General features: G+C 65.0%; 21 protein-coding genes, 1 tRNA gene and 1 pseudogene. 9 read left to right on the forward strand and 14 right to left on the reverse strand.

From position 1 onward, the window contains the following. Window positions 1-294 precede the first annotated feature (294 nt). Complete coding sequence (locus ACT4ML_RS02165) at window positions 295-621, forward strand: hypothetical protein (RefSeq protein WP_444719384.1); 327 nt, start codon at window positions 295-297, stop codon at window positions 619-621. 206 nt (window positions 622-827) lie between these two features. Here ACT4ML_RS02165 and ACT4ML_RS02170 read toward each other — a convergent pair. Further along, window positions 828-901 (reverse strand) — tRNA-Tyr (locus ACT4ML_RS02170). 128 nt (window positions 902-1,029) lie between these two features. Between ACT4ML_RS02170 and ACT4ML_RS02175 the strand changes: the two genes are divergently transcribed. The 4 genes from ACT4ML_RS02175 (at window position 1,030) to ACT4ML_RS02190 (ending at window position 3,958) form a co-directional block, all read left to right on the forward strand. Further along, window positions 1,030-1,656, forward strand: a complete 627-nt coding sequence (locus tag ACT4ML_RS02175) for a double zinc ribbon domain-containing protein (RefSeq protein ID WP_444719385.1) — start codon at window positions 1,030-1,032, stop codon at window positions 1,654-1,656. A 195-nt stretch (window positions 1,657-1,851) separates the two neighbouring features. Beyond that, complete coding sequence (locus ACT4ML_RS02180; RefSeq protein ID WP_138244097.1) at window positions 1,852-2,031, forward strand: ribbon-helix-helix domain-containing protein; 180 nt, start codon at window positions 1,852-1,854, stop codon at window positions 2,029-2,031. A gap of 2 nt (window positions 2,032-2,033) precedes the next feature. Then, complete coding sequence (ftsZ, locus tag ACT4ML_RS02185) at window positions 2,034-3,221, forward strand: cell division protein FtsZ (RefSeq protein ID WP_138244096.1); 1,188 nt, start codon at window positions 2,034-2,036, stop codon at window positions 3,219-3,221. 290 nt (window positions 3,222-3,511) lie between these two features. Continuing rightward, window positions 3,512-3,958, forward strand: coding sequence for a hypothetical protein (locus tag ACT4ML_RS02190; RefSeq protein WP_444719386.1), 447 nt, complete (start codon window positions 3,512-3,514; stop codon window positions 3,956-3,958). Between the two features lie 5 nt (window positions 3,959-3,963). Here the strand turns inward: ACT4ML_RS02190 and ncsA are convergent, their stop codons facing one another. Further along, on the reverse strand, window positions 3,964-4,923 hold the full coding sequence (ncsA, locus tag ACT4ML_RS02195; protein ID WP_444719387.1) for a tRNA 2-thiolation protein NcsA: 960 nt from the start codon (window positions 4,921-4,923) through the stop codon (window positions 3,964-3,966). Window positions 4,924-4,988: 65 nt separating this feature from the next. Next, complete coding sequence (locus ACT4ML_RS02200; RefSeq protein ID WP_444719388.1) at window positions 4,989-5,705, reverse strand: alpha/beta fold hydrolase; 717 nt, start codon at window positions 5,703-5,705, stop codon at window positions 4,989-4,991. A 115-nt stretch (window positions 5,706-5,820) separates the two neighbouring features. Here ACT4ML_RS02200 and ACT4ML_RS02205 point away from each other — a divergent pair, with 115 nt between their 5' ends. Beyond that, window positions 5,821-6,519, forward strand: coding sequence for a DUF7095 family protein (locus tag ACT4ML_RS02205; RefSeq protein WP_444719389.1), 699 nt, complete (start codon window positions 5,821-5,823; stop codon window positions 6,517-6,519). A 35-nt stretch (window positions 6,520-6,554) separates the two neighbouring features. On the opposite strand, the gene ACT4ML_RS02210 is transcribed toward ACT4ML_RS02205, so the two are convergent. Then, entirely contained in the window at window positions 6,555-6,926 is a 372-nt protein-coding gene (locus tag ACT4ML_RS02210; protein ID WP_444719390.1) for a DUF7344 domain-containing protein, read from the reverse strand. A gap of 136 nt (window positions 6,927-7,062) precedes the next feature. Between ACT4ML_RS02210 and ACT4ML_RS02215 the strand changes: the two genes are divergently transcribed. After that, a complete protein-coding gene (locus tag ACT4ML_RS02215) occupies window positions 7,063-7,731 on the forward strand; it encodes a helix-turn-helix domain-containing protein (protein ID WP_444719391.1) in 669 nt (222 codons plus the stop codon). Between the two features lie 7 nt (window positions 7,732-7,738). Here ACT4ML_RS02215 and ACT4ML_RS02220 read toward each other — a convergent pair whose 3' ends face one another. From ACT4ML_RS02220 to ACT4ML_RS02230, 3 genes are all read right to left on the reverse strand, one after another. Next, the gene (locus ACT4ML_RS02220; RefSeq protein ID WP_444719392.1) at window positions 7,739-8,740 is read right to left on the reverse strand and encodes an arsenic resistance protein; all 1,002 of its coding nucleotides are present in this window, start codon (window positions 8,738-8,740) and stop codon (window positions 7,739-7,741) included. Window positions 8,741-8,822: 82 nt separating this feature from the next. Continuing rightward, a complete protein-coding gene (locus ACT4ML_RS02225) occupies window positions 8,823-9,611 on the reverse strand; it encodes an ABC transporter permease (protein WP_444719393.1) in 789 nt (262 codons plus the stop codon). Beyond that, window positions 9,604-10,581, reverse strand: coding sequence for an ABC transporter ATP-binding protein (locus tag ACT4ML_RS02230; protein ID WP_444719394.1), 978 nt, complete (start codon window positions 10,579-10,581; stop codon window positions 9,604-9,606). The genes ACT4ML_RS02225 and ACT4ML_RS02230 overlap by 8 nt, the downstream gene beginning before the upstream one ends. A 112-nt stretch (window positions 10,582-10,693) precedes the next feature. Here ACT4ML_RS02230 and ACT4ML_RS02235 point away from each other — a divergent pair, with 112 nt between their 5' ends. Next, complete coding sequence (locus ACT4ML_RS02235; RefSeq protein WP_444719395.1) at window positions 10,694-10,942, forward strand: PRC-barrel domain-containing protein; 249 nt, start codon at window positions 10,694-10,696, stop codon at window positions 10,940-10,942. A gap of 18 nt (window positions 10,943-10,960) precedes the next feature. On the opposite strand, the gene ACT4ML_RS02240 is transcribed toward ACT4ML_RS02235, so the two are convergent. The 3 genes from ACT4ML_RS02240 to ACT4ML_RS02250 form a co-directional block, all read right to left on the reverse strand. Beyond that, entirely contained in the window at window positions 10,961-11,770 is an 810-nt protein-coding gene (locus ACT4ML_RS02240) for a class I SAM-dependent methyltransferase (protein WP_444719396.1), read from the reverse strand. Window positions 11,771-11,830: 60 nt separating this feature from the next. Then, window positions 11,831-12,700 carry a deoxyribonuclease IV gene (locus ACT4ML_RS02245; protein ID WP_444719397.1) on the reverse strand — a complete coding sequence of 290 codons (870 nt, stop codon included), beginning with the start codon at window positions 12,698-12,700 and terminating at the stop codon, window positions 11,831-11,833. Between the two features lie 116 nt (window positions 12,701-12,816). Next, on the reverse strand, window positions 12,817-13,653 hold the full coding sequence (locus ACT4ML_RS02250; RefSeq protein WP_444719398.1) for a lipoate--protein ligase family protein: 837 nt from the start codon (window positions 13,651-13,653) through the stop codon (window positions 12,817-12,819). Between the two features lie 250 nt (window positions 13,654-13,903). Here ACT4ML_RS02250 and ACT4ML_RS02255 point away from each other — a divergent pair, with 250 nt between their 5' ends. Then, window positions 13,904-14,812: a serine/threonine-protein kinase RIO2 gene (locus ACT4ML_RS02255; RefSeq protein WP_138244082.1), complete on the forward strand. Its 909-nt coding sequence runs from the start codon at window positions 13,904-13,906 to the stop codon at window positions 14,810-14,812. A 240-nt stretch (window positions 14,813-15,052) separates the two neighbouring features. Here the strand turns inward: ACT4ML_RS02255 and ACT4ML_RS02260 are convergent. The 4 genes and pseudogenes from ACT4ML_RS02260 to ACT4ML_RS02275 form a co-directional block, all read right to left on the reverse strand. Then, window positions 15,053-15,271: pseudogene (locus ACT4ML_RS02260) on the reverse strand (DUF2071 domain-containing protein); the annotation flags it as partial. Between the two features lie 9 nt (window positions 15,272-15,280). Next, window positions 15,281-16,399 carry a FecCD family ABC transporter permease gene (locus tag ACT4ML_RS02265; RefSeq protein WP_444719399.1) on the reverse strand — a complete coding sequence of 373 codons (1,119 nt, stop codon included), beginning with the start codon at window positions 16,397-16,399 and terminating at the stop codon, window positions 15,281-15,283. Window positions 16,400-16,406: 7 nt separating this feature from the next. Continuing rightward, window positions 16,407-17,552 (reverse strand): ABC transporter substrate-binding protein, encoded by a 1,146-nt coding sequence (locus tag ACT4ML_RS02270; protein WP_444719400.1) that lies wholly within the window; start codon window positions 17,550-17,552, stop codon window positions 16,407-16,409. 212 nt (window positions 17,553-17,764) lie between these two features. Beyond that, on the reverse strand, window positions 17,765-18,643 hold the full coding sequence (locus tag ACT4ML_RS02275) for a helix-turn-helix transcriptional regulator (RefSeq protein WP_444719401.1): 879 nt from the start codon (window positions 18,641-18,643) through the stop codon (window positions 17,765-17,767). Window positions 18,644-18,722: the final 79 nt, after the last annotated feature.

Below are 18,722 nucleotides of genomic sequence, written 5' to 3' on the forward strand. Positions count from 1 at the left end.
AGTTTTCGGATAAGTGTCTGGGTCTATGAGTGAAACCTTCCATGTCCCCTCACCTGTTTTATTTATTTCGACTGGATGATCTCTCACGTTACCCTCTTCGTCGACCAATCCAAGCGCCCGAAGTTCGCTCTTCGGGAGTACAACACCGCCCGACGTACGACCAACTTGTGTCAACTGGTGGATCGGCATGGCTACGTTCCTACCTGGTACTGAATCTGTTTAAACATTGGTCTCACCAGTACGAGACTATGATATTCCCGACCGCTATCACTCGCTCTCGAGTCCCATCTGAGTATGGGTGCAGACAACCCGCCACCGACTGACGAGAAGTCTATCGACGAGGTCTACCACGACCGGAACCTCCTCGCGATCGCCTTCGCGAGAGCGATCCACCTTACTTGGGGACGGGAAAACGCGGGCTGGTACTGGCACGGCGAGTGGCCCGTCGTCTGGGTCGACACTCCGACCGGCCAGAAATCGTGGCACGTCACCCCCGACCTCGAGGATGTCCTCGAGCGGTCGTCGCTCCAACAGTGCAAGCCAACCGGCGGCTACGACGGCCACTCGAGGACGCTGACAAACTACCGGCTCGCCCGCCACATCACCGGTGCCTCCTGCTGACCGAACGGCTCGAGGTCGGTCGCGGGCGAAGATCGCAAGACGGCGGGCTATTCGGTCTCTGCTCGACAGTGACGAGAAAGGAAGTCCGCCCTCCCCGATTGAACAGATGCCAGACGGTCGCACTCACTCCGTTCGCGCGCTGCGACTGGCGTGTTCAAATCGGCTCAGGATGAATTTCTCACTGCTCACGTTGTTCGCAGGAGAAATCCGCCCTCCCCGATTTGAACGGGGGGCAAGTCGATCTACAGTCGACTGCTCTACCAGTCTGAGCTAAGGGCGGGCGCACTCAAACGTAGCCGCCGTAATGCACATAAGGGTTATTATTCGGAACGGGCGCGGACGTGTCACGAGCCACGAACGGCAGCATGATTGATATGGGAGGCGTGAGAAGAGGGGGACAACTCGCCTATGAGCAAGATCACGTTCCGCGCCGACGACGACCTCGTCGAACAACTCGAGGGACTCGAGGCGTCCAAGAGCGAAGCGATGCGAGAGGCGCTGCGCTCGTATCTCGAGGGCGACGGGTCGGCACGGAGCGGCGACGAGCGGTCAGCGACGGGACGTGAGGGGGAGGGTGCTATCGACGAACTGGTTCGCGAACGGGTCGACGAGCGACTCGCGACGCGGTTGCGGGAACTCGGCCACGATCGCGCCGACGCGCGTGCGCGTGGATCGAGTTCCACCGATCCACAGGACATCACGATCTCGATCTCGCTCGAGGGAGCGACGGCCGCGTCCGAGGAGACAGTACAGATCGAACGCGACCACGCGCGTGAGACGACCGACGGAACGCGACAGCCCGGTCGGACGCAGGCACAGCCGGACACGCAATCCGAGGCGGACGTGACCTGCAACCAGTGTGGTGACCGGCTCGACGGCGACCACGTCTACTGCCCGAACTGCGGCGAAAAGGCGTCGCGGCGACTGTTCTGTGACTGTGGCGACGAGGTCCGATCGGACTGGTCGTTCTGTCCGGGCTGCGGTCGTCGGACGCCCGCAGCGGACGTGCTCGAGTCCGACAGTAGCCAGTACTGACCAGTGTAAGACGCTGAAAGTCACCCTCGCCGAAAGTTTTATTATTCAAGCCGGACATCCCACTATTCGCGTAAGACGGATCGTCTTACACCCGTCGACAAGACGGGAAATCGCCCGATGTCGGGCGGTTGCGACGTAAGACACGCCGCGTCTGACAGGGGCGCGCCACCGTCTTACCCAACGGGGAATACAACCATGGAGCGTGTGACACTGCGAATTCCGAAACAGCAGATCGAAGAGGTAGAGCAATTGGTCGATTCGGGCGAGTTCCCGAACCGGAGCGAAGCGATCCGGTCGGCCGTCCGCGAGATGATCAACGAACAGGGAGACGGTCCCAGCGAACAGACCGGCAAACGCAACTGGGCCAAGGTGTAACGATGCAGGATATCGTTCAAGACGCCCTCGAGAACGCGGAGGAGGAGGCCCGGGAGATGGACGCCTCGATGGACGACGACGAGTTCGGGGAGCCCCGAATCGTCATCGTCGGCTGTGGCGGTGCCGGGAACAACACCATCAACCGGCTGTACAACATCGGCGTCGACGGTGCCGACACCGTGGCGATCAACACGGACAAGCAGCACCTCAAGATGATCGAGGCCGACACGAAGATCCTGGTCGGCAAGTCGCTCACGAACGGGCTCGGTGCCGGCGGCGACCCGTCGATGGGCGAACGCGCGACCGAGATGGCCCAGGGCACGATCAAGGAGGTCCTCGGCGACGCGGACCTCGTGTTCGTGACCGCCGGGATGGGCGGTGGTACCGGCACGGGTGCCGCCCCCGTCGTCTCGAAGATCGCCAAAGAGCAGGGTGCGATCGTCGTCGGGATGGTCTCGACGCCGTTCAACGTCGAGCGCGCCCGCACGGTGAAAGCCGAGGAAGGCCTCGAGAAGTTGCGCGAGCAGGCCGACTCGATCATCGTGTTGGACAACAACCGACTGCTCGATTACGTCCCGAACCTGCCGATCGGCAAGGCGTTCTCGGTGATGGACCAGATCATCGCCGAGACAGTCAAGGGGATCTCGGAGACGATCACCCAGCCGTCCCTGATCAATCTGGACTACGCGGACATGTCCACGATCATGAATCAGGGCGGCGTCGCGGTGATGCTCGTCGGCGAGACCCAGGACAAGAACAAGACCGACGAGGTCGTCAAGGACGCGATGAACCACCCGCTGCTGGACGTCGACTACCGCGGCGCGAGCGGCGGACTCGTCCACATCACCGGCGGCCCCGATCTCACGCTGAAAGAGGCCGAGGGTATCGCCGACAACATCACCGAGCGCCTCGAGGCCTCGGCGAACGTCATCTGGGGCGCCCGGATCCAGGAGAACTACAAGGGCAAGGTGCGGGTCATGGCGATCATGACCGGCGTCCAGAGCGCACAGGTGCTCGGCCCCACCACGCAGAAGCAGGCCGACAAGTCCCGCCAGAGCATCGAGGGCGTGAGCGAGGCCGACTTCGACGCGAGCAAGAACGTCGAAACCGGCGGCTCCGGCTTCGGCGCACAGAGCGACGGCGGTCGCGAGGAAGTCGATCGACAGAACGGCGTCGACGTCATCCGATAGTCGGCCATCGGCCGTTCGCGGCACGGACACACCACTGACACACCACCTTCGTGCCGACTCGGTTTCGTCGATCGCGTTTTATCGTCGATTCGTTCCCTCGAGAGTCATCGCTCGCCACAGCGTGGCGTCCGTCTCGAGCGACCGCCAGTCGCCGGACTGACTCGCCAGCGTCGCTACTCCTGCGGCGGCCGTTTACGGTCGTATACAACCGTGCTTCGAGATTCGTCCGAGGATACAGCGAGCCCGTGCGAGGGAAAGAGTTTCATCGAGTTATCCATTGAGGGGACGGTATGTCGCTCGAGACCGTCTTGAAAGCCGTCGGGCTTCTCGTCGGCGGATATCTACTGTTTATGGCGTTCCTCGCGATGGGGCCCATCGGCTGGCTGGTGTTCGGAACGTTACTCGCGGTCGGCGTCATACAGATTCATCGGAAGCGAGCGACGGAGACCAGTCGACCGGACAACGTGAGCGGATATTGCGCCGACTGCGGCGTGACGGTCGGTCTCGAGGTTGCCGACGGTGATGGCGAGGGCGGAGACCACGCGGATCCGACGGATCCATCGGTTCGGTACTGTCCGAACTGTGGCGAGTCGATCGACTCCGACGGAGACATCGAGAACGCTGCCGACTCGAGAGACGCTCGTCGGGCGACCGGCCCGACGAACTGTGCCGCCTGTGGTGCGCCGAACGATCCGGATCGAACGACGTGCAAACACTGCGACGCGGCGTTATCGTAAGGGAGTCAGGCGAGCGACTCGAGGAGCGAACACTTTCGACAGACCTCTCGAGTGGTCGTCGAACCGCACTCGACGCACTCCCGGAGGTCGGCACCGTCGTCGCCGGCGTACTTCTCGGCCGCGATATCGGCCAGTTCCTCGTAGCCAGAGAGGATCGAGTGGCGAGTGCCGGGGTGGTTCTCCTCGAGATCGTAGAGGAGCTGCTGGATCTCGCCGCGGTAGGCCTCGCTCGCGTGGGGACATTCGGTGATGTGTGCCGGAAGGTCGTTGATGTGGGCGTAGAGCGCGACCTCCTTTTCGGGGACGTCCCGCAGCGGCTTCGCGCGCGGGACGAACTCGTCCTGTTCCTCGCGGTCCGACAGCGAGCCGAGGCTGGCGTCGAAGTGTTTCGCCATCTGTTCGACGTCGCCCTCGAGGATGTTCATCAGCGCGGTCTGGGCCTCGTCGTCTAGATTGTGGCCCGTCAGGAGGAGATCGGCCTCGAGTTCGTCGGCGTACTCCGAGAGCAGGTCCCGGCGGAAGACGCCGCAGTAGGCGCAGGGAGCCATGTTTTCGGGGTCGTCCTCGACGACATCGTCCATCCGGACGCCGAACTCGTCCTCGTAGCTGACGAGTTCGTGGCGAACGTCGAGGTCCTCGCAGAGCTCGACGCAGGCCTCGACGGATTTGTCGCGGTAGCCCTCGATGCCCTCGTGAATCGTCAGCCCGACGAGTTCGATGCGGGGGTCGTCGGCGAACGTGTCGTGGAGGACCTGCGTGAGGACGACGCTGTCCTTGCCGCCGGAGAGTCCGATCACCCACGTCTGTGGGTTCTCGGGGGTCGCGTCGTGGGGGACGAGATCGTCCCGTCGGACCCGGCGACGCACCCGCTTCTCGACCGACTCGCGGAAGTGGTCCTCGCAAAGGTGTGCCCCGGAGTAGGCGGCGTGCATGACCGCCTCCTCGTCACAGCGATTACAGTCCATTAGCGGTCCGTTGTCGGTCGCCGCCAATCACGGTTTCGTCTGGCGGAGACGGCGGACCCGTCCACTCAGACCGGTACCGCCGAGCGCTCCTCGACGGTGTCGGCCCCCTCCTCGAGTGCAGCTAACAGGAGGTCGACGTACCGCTCGCGGTCGCGGGAGGAGAACAGTTCGTGGCCGCCGTTGTAGAGAACGACGTGTTCGGCGGGGACCCGCTCGCCGATCGGGCGGAGGCTCACGACGGGATCGCGCAGCGAACAGAAGACGACGGCGTCGTGGTCGATCGTCAGCAGTTCGTCCTGTGCGCGGCGGGTTTCCCGAACGAAGGCCGGCGAGACCCACGAGGGCGTCGTCTGGAGTTGGTGATCGGTCGCTTCCTCACCTAGCGCCTCCCGATCGAGGTCGATCGGCAGACACGGGAACGTCGTCGGGAGTTTCGACACCGCCTCCAACACCGGTTCCGGGAACCCCTCACCGTACCCCCACCACGGACTCAGATAGACGTGGTTGGCCGCGCCGTCGAGGGCCTGTGCGACGAGCGCGCCCGCGCTGTGGCCCAGCAACTGGTACCCCTCGAGATCGCGGACGTACTCGGCGACGGGCTCGAGCCAGTCGGCTTTGAAATCGTCGATGTTCGTGGGGAGTTCGAAGGCGTGGACCCGGTAGCCGGCCTCGGTCAACTGCCCGATGAGCCAGCTGACGTTCTCGTGGGTCCAGCGGTTACCCCAGCCCATGACGAAGACGAGTTCGTCGTCGCCGTCCTCGTTGAAGATCCGATGTCGCATAGGCTTGCGTTCACCGGGAACCGGTAAAAAACCTGATTTCTCGACAACCCGCTCGAGACCGCGCCCCCGGCGTCGCTGAGAAACGACTTTGCGCGTCGACGCCCAAGGGCGACCGATGACTGGATTTGACCGCAGTGACGCGGTCGATCGCCTCGAGCGATTCGTCGACACCGTCGAGGACGACCGGCTGCCGGTGCCCGTCCGCGAGGTGTGGGCGCTCGGCGATATCGCGCTCGGCCTCGATCCCGTCGAGCGACTGGATATCTACGTGACCAAGGACGTGTTGCTGCGCGACGACAGCGAACCGACGGCCGCGAGCACCGACGAAATCGAGTCGAACGCAGGTGACCCGAACGCCCGGTTCCGCGAGTCCCACGGCATCGAGGGCGTCGGGAAATCGGTGCGGGCCGACTGGGCCCGCGAACACCCGGAATATCTGCGCGCCAACGCGAACGGACACGCCGCGCCCGAGCAGTGTCTCGCGGCGCACCTCCTCGGGGACGACGAGCCGGTCCACCTCGAGGTCTGTAACTCGTCGTTCGAGGACAACGTCACGCAGCGACTGCGCGGCGCGCAGCTCCGGGAGGACTACACCCAGTTGCTCGACCCGCGCGGAGTCTGTCTGTGGGCCGACGGGGCCAGAAGCGACGAGGCGTTCCGGAAGCTCCGGGAGAGCGACCTGGCGCTGCCGACGCTGTCCGCTGCCCTCGAGATGCTCGGCATGGACGACGAGGAGGCCGACGCGGCGGCCCGGGAGCTCCACTCGTGGCGCGAACGACAGGACGGCGTGACGGTTCGCGGCGACGTCGTCTGACGCGCCGATCGGCCCCTACCTGCAGCCGCTCCGTCCTACCTGACCGCCGCGCCGTCCTGTAGGTCTGCGACCGCCGCGCGAACGTCCTCGAGCCGCTTTGCGACCGTCGCGCGGTCGACGTGGACGACGCCGCTCTGCCGGTCGTAGTCGACCATTCCGGCCTCGTCCAGTTTCGGCAGGTGGACGTGGCGGAGTTCCGTCTCGACGGCCCGCCGGTCGGGCTCAGCCGACCCCGTCTCCGGTGCTCGCTCGATGACGTAGTCGACGAGGTCCTCGGATGCGACGCTCTCTGTCCCCGTCCGCATCGCGTATCGACAGAGGGACCGGCGACACGGGTCACTCAATGCGGCAAACGACAGATCTATCGAATTTCGCTTTTCGTCCCCGTCCGCATGCCGGTCTGCCATTGCGTATCAATGGACGGATCCGTCGGATAGCTCCGACGCGTAAGTATTCACGTCCTTTATCCGTCCGGATCGTTCGTGATCGTCGGAGCCGAAACCGAAAAGCCACACCGATACCTACCGACGGTATCTCGCCACGATGCTACTCGCTACGCTCCTCGTCGACTATCCTATTCTCCGCGAAGCGCTCTCGCACACACCGGACGTAACGGTCACGTGGGAACAGTCTGATCTCACCGAAGACGGCGACCACCAACTGCTCGTCTGGGTCGACGGCGACGAGTTCGCGGCGTTCGACGCCGCGCTCGAAGCCGATCCGACCGTCACCGCTCCCGTCCGAGTGGTCGAGTTCGACGAGCGTCGCCTCTACCAACTCGAATTGACGCCCGAGGGCCACCGATCGAGCGTGTATCCGCTCGTGATCGAAGAGGGCGGCGTCTTACAGGAGGTGACCGCGACGAGCGAGGGGTGGCGCTTTCGCGTCGCCTTTCCCAGCGACGAGGCGCTCGAGCGGTTTTACGCCTTCTTCGTGGAGCAGGATCTGGAGGTCGAACTCCGGAAACTGTACGAGAAAGGAGAGAGCGTCGGCGGTGCGGGGACGCGCTCGGAGTTCGGCGTGACGGAGTACCAACACGAGGCGCTCGTCGCCGCCGTCGACGCCGGCTACCTCGACATTCCGCGATCGTGTTCGCTTGCGGAACTCGGCGAGCGACTCGATATTTCGCCGAACGCGACCTCGGAACGCTTCCGCCGCGGCGTGAAAACGCTCATCGAGAACACGGTGTACCCCGCCGACCAGTCGCCGTAGCGCACGGTCACTCGTTCTCGGCGATACCGCGAGCCGAAGGCGACGCCGGACGCTCCGAGACGAGCCACGCGGGGACGACTCGCGTGAGGACGACCATCCCGGTCAGTTCCACCAGCGTCTGCGTGACGACGACCGCCGGTGCCAGCTCGTAGCCCGCCGGGAGCGCCAGCGCCAGCGGGAGCACGACCAGCGAGTTCCGCGTCACGGACGTAAAGACGAGCGCGCGGCTCTCGCCGGTATTCAGTCGGAGAAGTCCGGCCGCCACCCGACCCAGCAGGGGCATGACGACGAGGAACGCGACGTATACCGGGACGACCGCCGCGATCTGTCCGATCGAGTCCCGAACGCGAGGCAGTTGCGAGGCGATCACGACCAGCAGGGTCGCGCCCATCATCGGGACGGGAAGCCACCCCATCGCGTCCTGCCACCGGCGTCCGGTCGCCGACCGCGTCGCCCCCAGTTCGGTGAGCCACGCGAGGGTAAGCGGCAGCGCGATGAGCAGGAGGAACGCCTCGAGGAACGGTTCGGGGTCGACGGCGGCGGCGATCCGACCCCCCATGAACAGCCAGAGATAGCCCGGCAGGAGGAGCAACTGGAGGATCAACAGCGCCGGCGTCGCGGCGGTGAGCTGCTCGGCGTCCCCGTCGGCCAGGTCGGTAAACGGGATCACGTAGTCGATACAGGGCGTCAGCAACACCATGAACGCGCCGACGAGCAGGACCGGCTCCTGCGGGAGAACTCGGGTGAGTCCGTAGACGACGATCGGAACGACGAGGAAGTTCAGCCCGAGCGCGCCGGCCATGAACCGGCCGTTCGTAAACGCCGCGCGGAACCGACCGAACGGAATCTCGAGGAAGGTCACGTACAGGAGGACCGCCAGAACGGGAGTGATGAGACGCTCGAAGAACGGCGCGGCCGCCGGCCGTGCCACGCCGACGCCGACGGCGAGCAGGACCGAGACCGCGTAAACGGCGATCTGGTTGCGTTGGACCCACTCTTTAGAAGGCATCACCGGACGTTGGTGCGAGAACCGTAAATGGGGCGCGGTCTCTCAGCACGCACGGAGATCGAACGAGAGTCGAGACGCCGACTCAGGGGATGTCGCTCCGGCGGAACCAGAGCTGGGCCGCGATCAGGAGGACGACGGTCATCGCGACGAGGACGCCCGCGCCGACGAGGTCGTAGCTGCCCTCGAGCAGAATCTCGTTCGGATCGTAGTACCGCATCGGCGCGATCGCGCCGACGGGTTCGGCGTCGGTGCCGGTCAGGAGCGACTCGGAGAGGAACAGCGCGAACGTGACGCCGAGCGCGACCCGCTGGGCGATCGCCGCGCGGTCGAAGACGACCGACGCGAGCAGGCCGATCCCCGCACAGGCGAAGAGGTAGGGAATCGAGAGGAGATGGACCGCGAGCACGTCAGTCGCGGCGAGGGGATGGTCGATCAGTCGCGCGCCGACGTAGACGACGATCGGCGGCAGGACGTTCGCGCCGACGATCGGGACCGCCATCGCGGCGAATCGCTCGCCGACCAGCCGCCTCCGGGAGATCGGCATCGCCAGCAGCACGTCCATCCGTCCGCGGTCGACATCGTCAGCGATCGTTCCCGCCGTGGCGTAGGCCAGATACAGCCCCAGCAGGATGATCCACCCGAACGTGTAGAGTTCGAACGAGAGGAACCCGCCCAGACTGGCCATCGTTTGGACGCCCATCACCTGCAGAATCGGCTCGGGATAGGCCGCCAGCAGTTGCTCCAGATCGACCTCGGCCTCGAACGAGGGATAGACCCAGATGACCATCGCGGCGAGCAGCGAGAGCCCGATCGAGAGATAGAGGCTCCCCCGCACTCGATGTCGGCCGTCGTACCGCGTCAGTTCAAACATCGTCGTCCCCGTCGTCCGTCACAGTGGCACCGGCGGCCACGCGATCGCTTCCGTCCGATCCATCGGCCGCGCCGTCGCCGCCGTAAAACCGCATGAATACCTCCTCGAGCGGCGCTTCTTCGATCGAGAGATCGAGCAGCCGGTATGACCGAAGCACCTCGAGCAACGCGTTGACGTCGCCGGTGAACGTGAACACGTACTCGCTCCCGCCGCTCGACACGTTCTCGGTATCGGTCTCGAGGTCGTGGACGCCGTCGATCTCGAGCGACTGAACCGGGATCGACTCCGCGGCGTGTAAACGGACGAGTTTGCCGCTTCTGTCCAGCAGCGATTCGACCGGTTCGACCGTGACCAACCGCCCGTTTCGGATGATGCCGACTCGATCGCACAGCTTTCGCACCTCGCTCAGAATGTGCGAGGAGAAAAACACCGTCAGCCCGCGCTCCCGTTCGGCCCGGAGAAACTCCGTAAACCGCTGCTGGAGCAGCGGGTCCAGCCCGCTGGTGGGTTCGTCGAGAATCACCAGCTCGGGATCGTGCATGAACGTCGTCACGAGCCCCAACTTCTGGACGTTCCCCCGCGAGTACGCCCGGATCTCGCGGTCCAGCGGCGGGTCGAACAACTCGAGCAACTCCGTGCTCCGCTCGTCGCCCTTGATCGATCCGTGCAAGTCGAGGAGTTCCTGACCGGTCGCCGTCTCGTCGAACGCCGGGCTGTCGGGCAGATAGCCGATTCGGCGCTTGGCCTCGAGCAGTTGCTCCTCGTCGGTCACGTCGCGGCCCAGCAGCCGCGCCGAGCCGGCGGTCGGCGAGACGAGTCCGAGCAACGTCCGGATCGTCGTCGTCTTGCCCGCGCCGTTCGGGCCGAGGTAGCCGAATATCTCGCCCCGTTCGACGTCGAACGTGACGCCGTCGTTGGCGAGGACCTCCCCGTAGGATTTCGTGAGCCCCTCGAGTTCGATCGCGGCCATACGTGCTAGTGGCGTCGTGACACCATTGCTGTGGCGGTCCGACGCGTTAGAGCGGGGTCCTGACAGTTTTCGTTACCAAAATCATTTATTACAGGACGTGGCCCGGGGACGTATGAGCGAGATACTCGCACGAAACCTCGACGGAAAGCCCGTCGTCGGAATTGACGGTACTGACTTCGGCACGCTCTATACCATCACGATGGACCTCGAGTCCGGCGCGCTCCGCGACCTCGTCGTCGACGCTCGCGGACGGGCTTCGACGGGCGACACCGCTCGAGCCGACGGCGATGACCGGCTACAGATCCCCGTCAGTCGCGTCGAGACGGTGAACGATCGGATCGTCATTCAGTCCGGCGACTGAGTGAGCGCTCCGCGGTGATCACGGCCGGCTCTCGGAAACCCGGCCGACGGTCACGAAGAACGGAACCGCTTCCTCGCGGCGGTACTCCCCCGCTTCCATCTGGTCGATGACGGTCCGCCCCATCTCCCGCCACGACCCGCGGAGGTCGTCGTACTCCGCCTCGGTCAACGCCCCCGAGAGCATCGTCTCGCGGTCGTCGGCCAACCCCGCCCCGGTCGCCTTTCGACGGGCCGCGACCAGCGCCGGCTCGCCGTAGGGCGGTTCGACCGTCCGAACGTGGTCGTACCGGCGCGTTTCGCACACCTCGAGTCCCGCCGTCTCGAACGCCTCGCGGGCGTCGGCTCCGAGCGAGACGTCCGTCTGCACGCCGTCGAGGTAGGCCCGCCGCGCCCGCCGCTCGAGGTCGTCTTCGGCGTCGACGCTCGAGTCGACCTCGACGGCGGCGTTGTCGGGTTCGACGGCCGCGACGAGGTCCCGCGAAACGCGAGCGAACTCGGCCAGCGCCGCGGCGGGCTCGGGGAGGTTGATCAGCAAGGCCTGACAGACGACGAGGTCGAACGCGTCGTCGGGGAACGGCAGCCGAACGGCGTCGCCGGTGACGACCGGCACGTGCTCGCTCGCGGCCGCGAGCAGATCGGGGTCGGCGTCACAGCCGATCACTTCGCCCGGCGACTCCGCCGCGAGGACGCGACTCAGTTCGCCGGTGCCACAGCCCACGTCCAGAACGCGGTCGTGAGACTCGAGGGCGAGCGGCTCGAGGGCCGCCCGGGAATCGGCCCACATCCCCTCTCGGGTCCGGCTGAGGTAGGATTCGGAGAACTCGCGCACGGACCGTCCTACGACCATCTCGAGTAAAAACGGGTCGGTTTCGCGAACGCTCGAGATCGGTTAGTCGTCCCGCAGTTCCCGGACCTTCTCGATGTTCCACGCGAAGCCGCGTCCGTCCTCGGTCGGCGTCTCGAGGGCGAACGGCAGATCCCGCAGGTCGGGGTGGTTCACGATCGCTTTCATGCCGTCCTCGCCGATGTAGCCCTCGCCGATGTGGGCGTGTTCGTCCTTGTGGGTGCCCACGTCGTGTTTCGAGTCGTTGAGGTGGATGTACTCGAGGTACTCCAGCCCGACCTCGTCGTCGAAGCGGCCGACCGTCTCGTCGACCGCCTCGGGCGTCGTGAGGTCGTTGCCCGCGACGAGCGTGTGGGCGGTGTCGATACAGATGCCGATATCCGTCTCGGTGCGGTCGATGATCCCCGCGAGGTGTTCGAACTCGCCGCCGAGTTTCGTTCCGCTGCCCGCGTCGGACTCGATGAGGATCGTCACGTCGTCGGGCACCTCGAGGTCGTCGATGACGCTCGCGGCGTTGTCGAGGCCGCCCTCGACGCCAGCGCCGGTATGGGCCCCGAGGTGGACGTTGACGTACGGAATGCCGAGTCGCTCGGCGGCGTCGAGTTCCGCCTGCATGCTCTCCATGGACTTCCGGCGGAGGTCGTCTTTCGGCGTGCAGAGATTGACGAGGTACGACGAGTGAATGACCCACGGCCCCTCGAGTTCCTCGTCGGTCTCGTCCCGGAAGCCCGCGGCGGCCTCGTCGCCGATTTCGGGCTGTTGCCAGACCTGCGGCGAGGTGGTGAAGATCTGTCCGCAGTTACCGCCGAAGGCGAGTTGGCGGTGGACCGCGTTGCGGAGATCGTCGTACGGCGGGGTTTCCTCGTCGGACGAGACGCGCGAACCGGAGATCGAAACGTGTGCACCGACCTTCATGGCCACTCGTCAGTACCGGTTCGTGATAGGTACTTCGGAGCGAGTCGAGTCACCGGAATCGACGGCGCTGGAAGGCGCTCAAGCGATCCGGACGACGGCCCGCCGACTGCGGGCAGTCACCCCTCCCCGGCCTCGAGCACCTCCCGATTCCGAATCCACCCGTCGGTACCGAACTTCCGGTCGGCGAGGTCCCGCGCGGCCTCGAGTTCGCCGTCCCGCCACGTCGATGCCTCGGCGTCACACCAGTCCCGCAGCGAATTCGCGATCGTCTCGACCGCGTCGTCCCGGTCGAGACCCGCCTCGTCGCGGACGCTCGTCACCCGGTCGGTGAAGGTCGATTCCTCGAGTTCGGCGTCGAACACGCCGATGTGTGCCCGGGGCTCGAGGGCGTAACTGATCGACCCGTGCTGGATGACTACGTCGCGCTGGCGGTACTGAGCGTTCCCGCTGATCTTTTTCGCCTCGTCGCCCGCGTCCGCCGGTGCGACGATGTCGTGTGCCGGGTTGATATCCCGCAGGTAACACGAGGGCCGGTAGATGGCGTCCTGTTCGGCCGACGCGAAGGCGGCGTCGACGCCCATCCGATCGAAGGCCTCGAGGATCGGCTCACAGAACAGTTCGTAACAGTCCATCAGGTTCCCGGGGACCTCGTCGGCGGGAGCCACGATCGTATAAGAGATGTCGGCGAACCGGTCGTGATAGATGCCACCACCGCCGGTCTGTCGGCGGGTGACGTCGATCCCCTCCCGCTCGCAGAAGTCCCAGTCGACGGTATCGGCGTCCTGTCGGTACCCCAGCGAGAGCGTGCTCGGCTTCCACGAGTAGGTTCGGACCGTTCGGATGTCGTCCTCGAGGGCCGTCTGCGCGGTGATCTCCTCGAGGGCCATCTGCGTCGCTCCGTTCCGAGGTTCATCCCGGATCAGCCGCCAGTCCCGATCGGACAGTGCCGTCATACGAAAAGCCACGCGGACGAGGTGGAAAGTGATTCCGACAGGCAAGTATTTCGTATAGCACTAACCGATTTACGACTGGCCGAACGGCGCGTGCGACTGGACTCGAGCCGGTATCGAGCTACCGCGTCGGGACGGTACCGGCATCGACGCGCTCGGCTCCGGTACGGAATCCGATCGTCCGACGGCGCCGACACCACCACTGGCGCCGCCCGTCACGCCGTTTTTACGTACACGCCGGCTACCCCCTCCCATGGTGCGAAACGTCGCCGGGTTGCTCCCGGAACTCGAGGACGAGGACTTCTATCTCCTCTCGGGGGTCGAACAGGGGATGCGGTTCTCCGAGTGGGTCCAGCGGGAGAAGCTCCCGAAGTTCGCCAATCTGACCGAGGAGGAAGTCGACTACCGGCTCGAGCGCTGTCTCAAGCGTGGATTAGTCGAGAAGAAGACGATCCAGTACGAGGGGTATACCCTCCAGTTCGAGGGCTACGATACGCTCGCCTTGCGAGCGCTCGTCGAGCAGGACACGATCTCGGAGTTCGGCTCGCCGCTGGGCGTCGGCAAGGAAAGCGATGTCTACGAGGTCAAATCGTACAAACCGCTCGCGCTGAAGTACCACCGCGAGGGGTATACGAACTTCCGGAAGGTCCACAAGGAACGAGATTACACCTCGGACAACGACCACGTCTCGTGGATGTACACCGCCCGAAAGGCCGCCGAGCGCGAACACGACATCTTGGAGGAGCTCTACCCCGACGTGGCGGTCCCCCAGCCGATCGGCCAGAACCGCCACGCCATCGTCATGGAGAAGATGGACGGCGTCGAGCTCTCCCAAACGCGACTCGAGGACGAGCAGGTACTCGGCGTCCTCGAGTTGCTGCTGACTGAGATGTCACGCGCGTACGCGAACGGCTACGTCCACGCCGACATGAGCGAGTACAACGTCTTCGTCAACGAGGAGGGGGTCAAAGTCTTCGACTGGCCCCAAGCCGTGCCGACGGACCACGAGAACGCAGCGGAGTTCCTGCGGCGCGATCTGACGAACATCGTGGGCTACTTCCGCCGCAAGTACCCCCAGCACGTGCCCGAGGATCTCGCGAGCGACGACATCGCTCGCGCCATCGAGGACGAGTCGTTCGAGTCGGTCGAGGCTCACCTGTAGCAGTCCGGAATCGAATTCTGTGGGTACGGCTCGATCGGCCGTCGATTTCGCTGTTTTCCCGGTTTTCACCTCGAGTACGCTTGCGATCGCTCGAGAGCGACGCGCTCGCGACTCGTTTGCTGATTCGGTCAACGCGCCGTCTGTACCGACATAAATCAAATATCGCGATATCAAATGGGAGAAAGCGCTGCACGCTCGAGAACTGACTCACTATGGCACAGAAACCGATCGTCTCCCGCGTCAGCGCTTCCAACGCTTACTCCGACCGGCGACGATGTCCACGCCCGGGCTGTAGTAGTAGATCGGCTCCGTTTCCGGCAGTCGAAACCCGTTCGCGGTAAGCAGCGTGTTCGTTTCGACGTCGGCGGTTGCCGGGTAGAGCGTCCACGGCTCGTGATCGACATCGGTGTATCGCAGCGAGCCGTCGGGTGCCTCGGTGTAGAACCGGTACCGCTCGAGGCCGGAATCCTATATCTCGCCCATGTTCTCCTGTTTTCGCATCAGGTAGAGGAAGTACGGGCCGCCGATGAGACCGGTGATGATTCCGACGGGGAGCTGGACGGGGTTCAGCGCGAGGCGCGCGCCCACGTCAGCGCCGACCAGTAATGCGGGGCCGACGAACAGACAGCCGACGAGGAGCCGTTTCGTGTCGCCGCCGACGACGTTCCGGACCATGTGGGGCACGATCAACCCGACGAAACTGACGAGGCCGGCGACGGCGATCGCGGCGGCCGTCGACAGGATCGCGATGCCGGCGACGAGAAAGCGGACCCGCTCGACGGACATCCCGAGCGATCGGGCGGTTTTCTCCCCCAGCAGGAGGATGTCGAGCTGTCGCGTGACGGCCAGTGCCAACACGAGCGCGAGGATCGTAAACGGAAGCGCGATGCGGACCTGCTCCCAGTCGGTTCCCAGCAGCGACCCCGACAGCCACGTCTGGGCCGCCATCGCGATCCCCAGATCGTCGATGAAGAAGAACAGGGCGCGCTGGACGGAGCCGAACACGGAGCCGACGATGACGCCGGCGAGGACGAGCCGGATCGGGCTGGTCCCGTTCTTCCACGCGATGGCGTAGACGAGGAGGAAGGCGAAGGCTCCACCGGCGGCCGCGAGCATCGGGAGCCACGACACCAGTCCCGAGAACATCGTCAGGGTCAGCAAGACGACGAGTCCAGCGCCGTCGCTGATGCCGAGGATGTAGGGGCTCGCGAGTTCGTTTCGAGTGACGATCTGGAAGATCGCACCCGAAATCGCGAGGTTCGCACCGACGAGAATCCCCACGAGAATCCGCGGGAGGCGGATGTTCCAGACGATGAGTTGCTGGGGCGTGAGCCAGTCCGGAATCTCACCGCCCAGCAGGAACGCCCGCCAGATGTCCACGTGAAAGATCACCTGCGGGTCGAACACGGTCCGCCACGCCTCGCTCAGCGTCAGCGGGTACGCGCCAAAGCTCACCTGCAAGAGCGTCGCGGCGGTGAGCACGCCGAGGCTTCCGAGGATCACCGAGACCAGTCTGGAATCGACCCACGAGACGCTCCACCCGTCCGTCTCTGCCCCCTTCTCCCGAGTCGCTGATGATCCCGCCATCGCCCGCTTAGAACTCTCCGTTGATGATGTCCGAGAGTTCCTCTCGGTCGAAGAGCTGTTCGTCCTCGGGAACGTCGCTGACCGCGCCCGGCCACTCGCCGAACCGGTCCGGGAAGACCTGCTTCGCGAGCGCCTCCGTCGAATAGAGGTCGACGATCGGCCCCATGTACTGGCCGCCGGTCCGGACGATGTTCCCGTTCCGGACCGCGCTCAGGTTCTGCCCGTTGGTATCGTTCTCGAACGGTTCGACGACCGTCGAGACGAACTCCTCGTGGGTGAGCGACGTGAGGCCGCCGACGGCGCCGATGTAGTCGGGATCGACGTCGAGGAGTTCCTCGTAGCCGATCGGCCCGTCGGGGACGCGGCCCTCGAAGGCGTCCCGGAGCCCGAGTTCCCGGTATGTTCTGGTATTGTTCGCGACCGCGTTGATCTCGGCGATGCGGAACTCCCCGGAGTCCGGGTTGACTCCGCGCCAGATCGCGGCGACCGACGGCCGCTCGTCCGCTGGCGGCAGGTCCGCCTGAATGCCTTCGATGAAGTCGTCGTAAAAGGACTGCCACGCCTCGAACTGCTCCTGGCGCTGGAAGATCTCCGCGGCTTTCTCGAGCGCGCCGTAGAGATCGTAGGCCGGCTCCTCGCCGCCGGTGAGCGCATCCGACTCGAAGCGGATCGTCGTCCCGAGGAAGGGCCCGGTGGCGTCTTCTATCTCCGCGATATCGTCGTCGCTCCAGTTGGCGAAGAACTGCAGTGCCTGCGGATCGATGAGGTGAACGTCGACGTCCGCGGTGTAGAAGTTCTCCTTGTCATACCCCTCCTCGGCGTCGCCCGCGAGCAGGGTGACCGCGTCCTGATCGAGGGACACGTCGGGCAGCAGGTCGTAGTACTTCAGCGGCGCGCGGTCGAAGCTCGCGACGGCGTCGGGTTCGATCCCGAACGCCATCCCGATGTCGAGCCAGACGCTCGGAATTGCCGCATAGGACTCCGGCACCGACTCGAACGTATGGCTGCCGTTCGGTTCGACCGTCACGGTGTACGGATCGACGTCCGGGTTCTCGGACTCGTCCTCATCGGCAGTCGGATCTCCAGTACACCCTGCAACCGTCGCCGCGACGAGGCTCGCGCCGCTCGCGAGCACCGTCCGTCTCTGTGGCATGGTTTTAGGCAGACCTAAGAATACCTTAGTGATTTCCCGCGTTCGATGTTACACGCCGTGTTACGCGTAACGCAGTACGTACGGTAGGGACGAAGAGACGCGAGACGGACGCGTCTAGCGACACAGTTCGCTCGACAAAACGCGGCAGCGACAGCGAAAATCGAAACGGTGAGACGACGGTATAGTGACCGGGGCGATGACACCAACGCGTCTCAGGCGTGGGAATCGACCGGTTCGACACCGGAGCGATACTGCTCGAGCGGCACTGCCTCGGTTCGTTTCTCGCGGAACAGGTCCTCGGCCCAGTCGACGACAGCGGGATGCGTGCTCTCGACGACGCGGAACCCGCCGTTCTCGTCAGTGACCGAGAGGAAGACCCGCTCGCCGTCGATGATGTCGACGTTACAGGGGAATCGCTCATCGGCGCTGTAGTACACCGGCCGCGCGCTCTCGGCCTCGATCGCCCGCCACCGATCGACGAGGTCCGGGTTCTCGAGATTGACCGCGGTCGCGTCCCTGTCGAAGACGACCTCGGCCTCGGCGGCGTCCCCGGACCGGATCGACTCGGAGTGGGTGTACATCGGGAGGCTCGCGAAGGAGCCGACGACCGCTCGGACGGTGGTAGCGCGGCCGACGGCGTTCGCGATGACCCGCATCCCGGCGAGCGGGTCGGCGCTGTCGGTCGCGACGATATCGCAGTCGGCCAGACAGCGGAGTTCGAAGCCGAACCACTCGGTCGGGAGCGCGTCGAGCACGTCGGGACAGCGCTGCCCGACGGTGATCGTCTCGAGCAGTCGATCGAAGTCGTCGTACACCGCCGCGCCCGTGTCCGTGATCGCGTACCGGTCGTCGGCGTGATCGCGCTCGATCCAGCCGCGGTCGGTCAGGTCGCCGAGGATCCGGCTGAGCGTGACACGCGTCACGTCGGTCCCCGATAGAAGGGCGTCACGCGTACGCGGTCCGCTCGAGAGGAGTTCCAACACGCGAACTCTGTGCGCCGACCGGGCGAGAAACGCCGCTCCCTCGACGGCGTCGGCCATCGGCTCGTCCCCCACGTTTTCCGGTGCTCCCGTGATTGAGTTCTCGCTCATCGTCTCTGCTATCACGCACTTGTTTAGGCCGGCCTAAAGGTTATCGTTCTCTCCGGAGACGGTCACGACACTCGAGGAA

Source organism: Natrinema sp. LN54, assembly GCF_052439245.1.
GTDB lineage: Archaea > Halobacteriota > Halobacteria > Halobacteriales > Natrialbaceae > Natrinema > Natrinema versiforme_A.

Bases quoted from the DNA above. Each gene is read 5' to 3' on its own strand.
- ACT4ML_RS02180 (WP_138244097.1), top strand. From the start codon at position 1,852: ATGGAGCGTGTGACACTGCGAATTCCGAAACAGCAGATCGAAGAGGTA.
- ACT4ML_RS02210 (WP_444719390.1), bottom strand. From the start codon at position 6,926: ATGGCAGACCGGCATGCGGACGGGGACGAAAAGCGAAATTCGATAGAT.
- ACT4ML_RS02230 (WP_444719394.1), bottom strand. From the start codon at position 10,581: ATGGCCGCGATCGAACTCGAGGGGCTCACGAAATCCTACGGGGAGGTC.
- ncsA (WP_444719387.1), bottom strand. From the start codon at position 4,923: ATGGACTGTAATCGCTGTGACGAGGAGGCGGTCATGCACGCCGCCTAC.
- ACT4ML_RS02245 (WP_444719397.1), bottom strand. From the start codon at position 12,700: ATGAAGGTCGGTGCACACGTTTCGATCTCCGGTTCGCGCGTCTCGTCC.
- ACT4ML_RS02250 (WP_444719398.1), bottom strand. From the start codon at position 13,653: ATGACGGCACTGTCCGATCGGGACTGGCGGCTGATCCGGGATGAACCT.
- ACT4ML_RS02265 (WP_444719399.1), bottom strand. From the start codon at position 16,399: ATGGCGGGATCATCAGCGACTCGGGAGAAGGGGGCAGAGACGGACGGG.
- ACT4ML_RS02275 (WP_444719401.1), bottom strand. From the start codon at position 18,643: ATGAGCGAGAACTCAATCACGGGAGCACCGGAAAACGTGGGGGACGAG.
- ACT4ML_RS02225 (WP_444719393.1), bottom strand. From the start codon at position 9,611: ATGTTTGAACTGACGCGGTACGACGGCCGACATCGAGTGCGGGGGAGC.
- ACT4ML_RS02235 (WP_444719395.1), top strand. From the start codon at position 10,694: ATGAGCGAGATACTCGCACGAAACCTCGACGGAAAGCCCGTCGTCGGA.
- ACT4ML_RS02175 (WP_444719385.1), top strand. From the start codon at position 1,030: ATGAGCAAGATCACGTTCCGCGCCGACGACGACCTCGTCGAACAACTC.
- ACT4ML_RS02190 (WP_444719386.1), top strand. From the start codon at position 3,512: ATGTCGCTCGAGACCGTCTTGAAAGCCGTCGGGCTTCTCGTCGGCGGA.
- ftsZ (WP_138244096.1), top strand. From the start codon at position 2,034: ATGCAGGATATCGTTCAAGACGCCCTCGAGAACGCGGAGGAGGAGGCC.
- ACT4ML_RS02215 (WP_444719391.1), top strand. From the start codon at position 7,063: ATGCTACTCGCTACGCTCCTCGTCGACTATCCTATTCTCCGCGAAGCG.
- ACT4ML_RS02270 (WP_444719400.1), bottom strand. From the start codon at position 17,552: ATGCCACAGAGACGGACGGTGCTCGCGAGCGGCGCGAGCCTCGTCGCG.
- ACT4ML_RS02205 (WP_444719389.1), top strand. From the start codon at position 5,821: ATGACTGGATTTGACCGCAGTGACGCGGTCGATCGCCTCGAGCGATTC.
- ACT4ML_RS02200 (WP_444719388.1), bottom strand. From the start codon at position 5,705: ATGCGACATCGGATCTTCAACGAGGACGGCGACGACGAACTCGTCTTC.
- ACT4ML_RS02255 (WP_138244082.1), top strand. From the start codon at position 13,904: ATGGTGCGAAACGTCGCCGGGTTGCTCCCGGAACTCGAGGACGAGGAC.
- ACT4ML_RS02165 (WP_444719384.1), top strand. From the start codon at position 295: ATGGGTGCAGACAACCCGCCACCGACTGACGAGAAGTCTATCGACGAG.
- ACT4ML_RS02220 (WP_444719392.1), bottom strand. From the start codon at position 8,740: ATGCCTTCTAAAGAGTGGGTCCAACGCAACCAGATCGCCGTTTACGCG.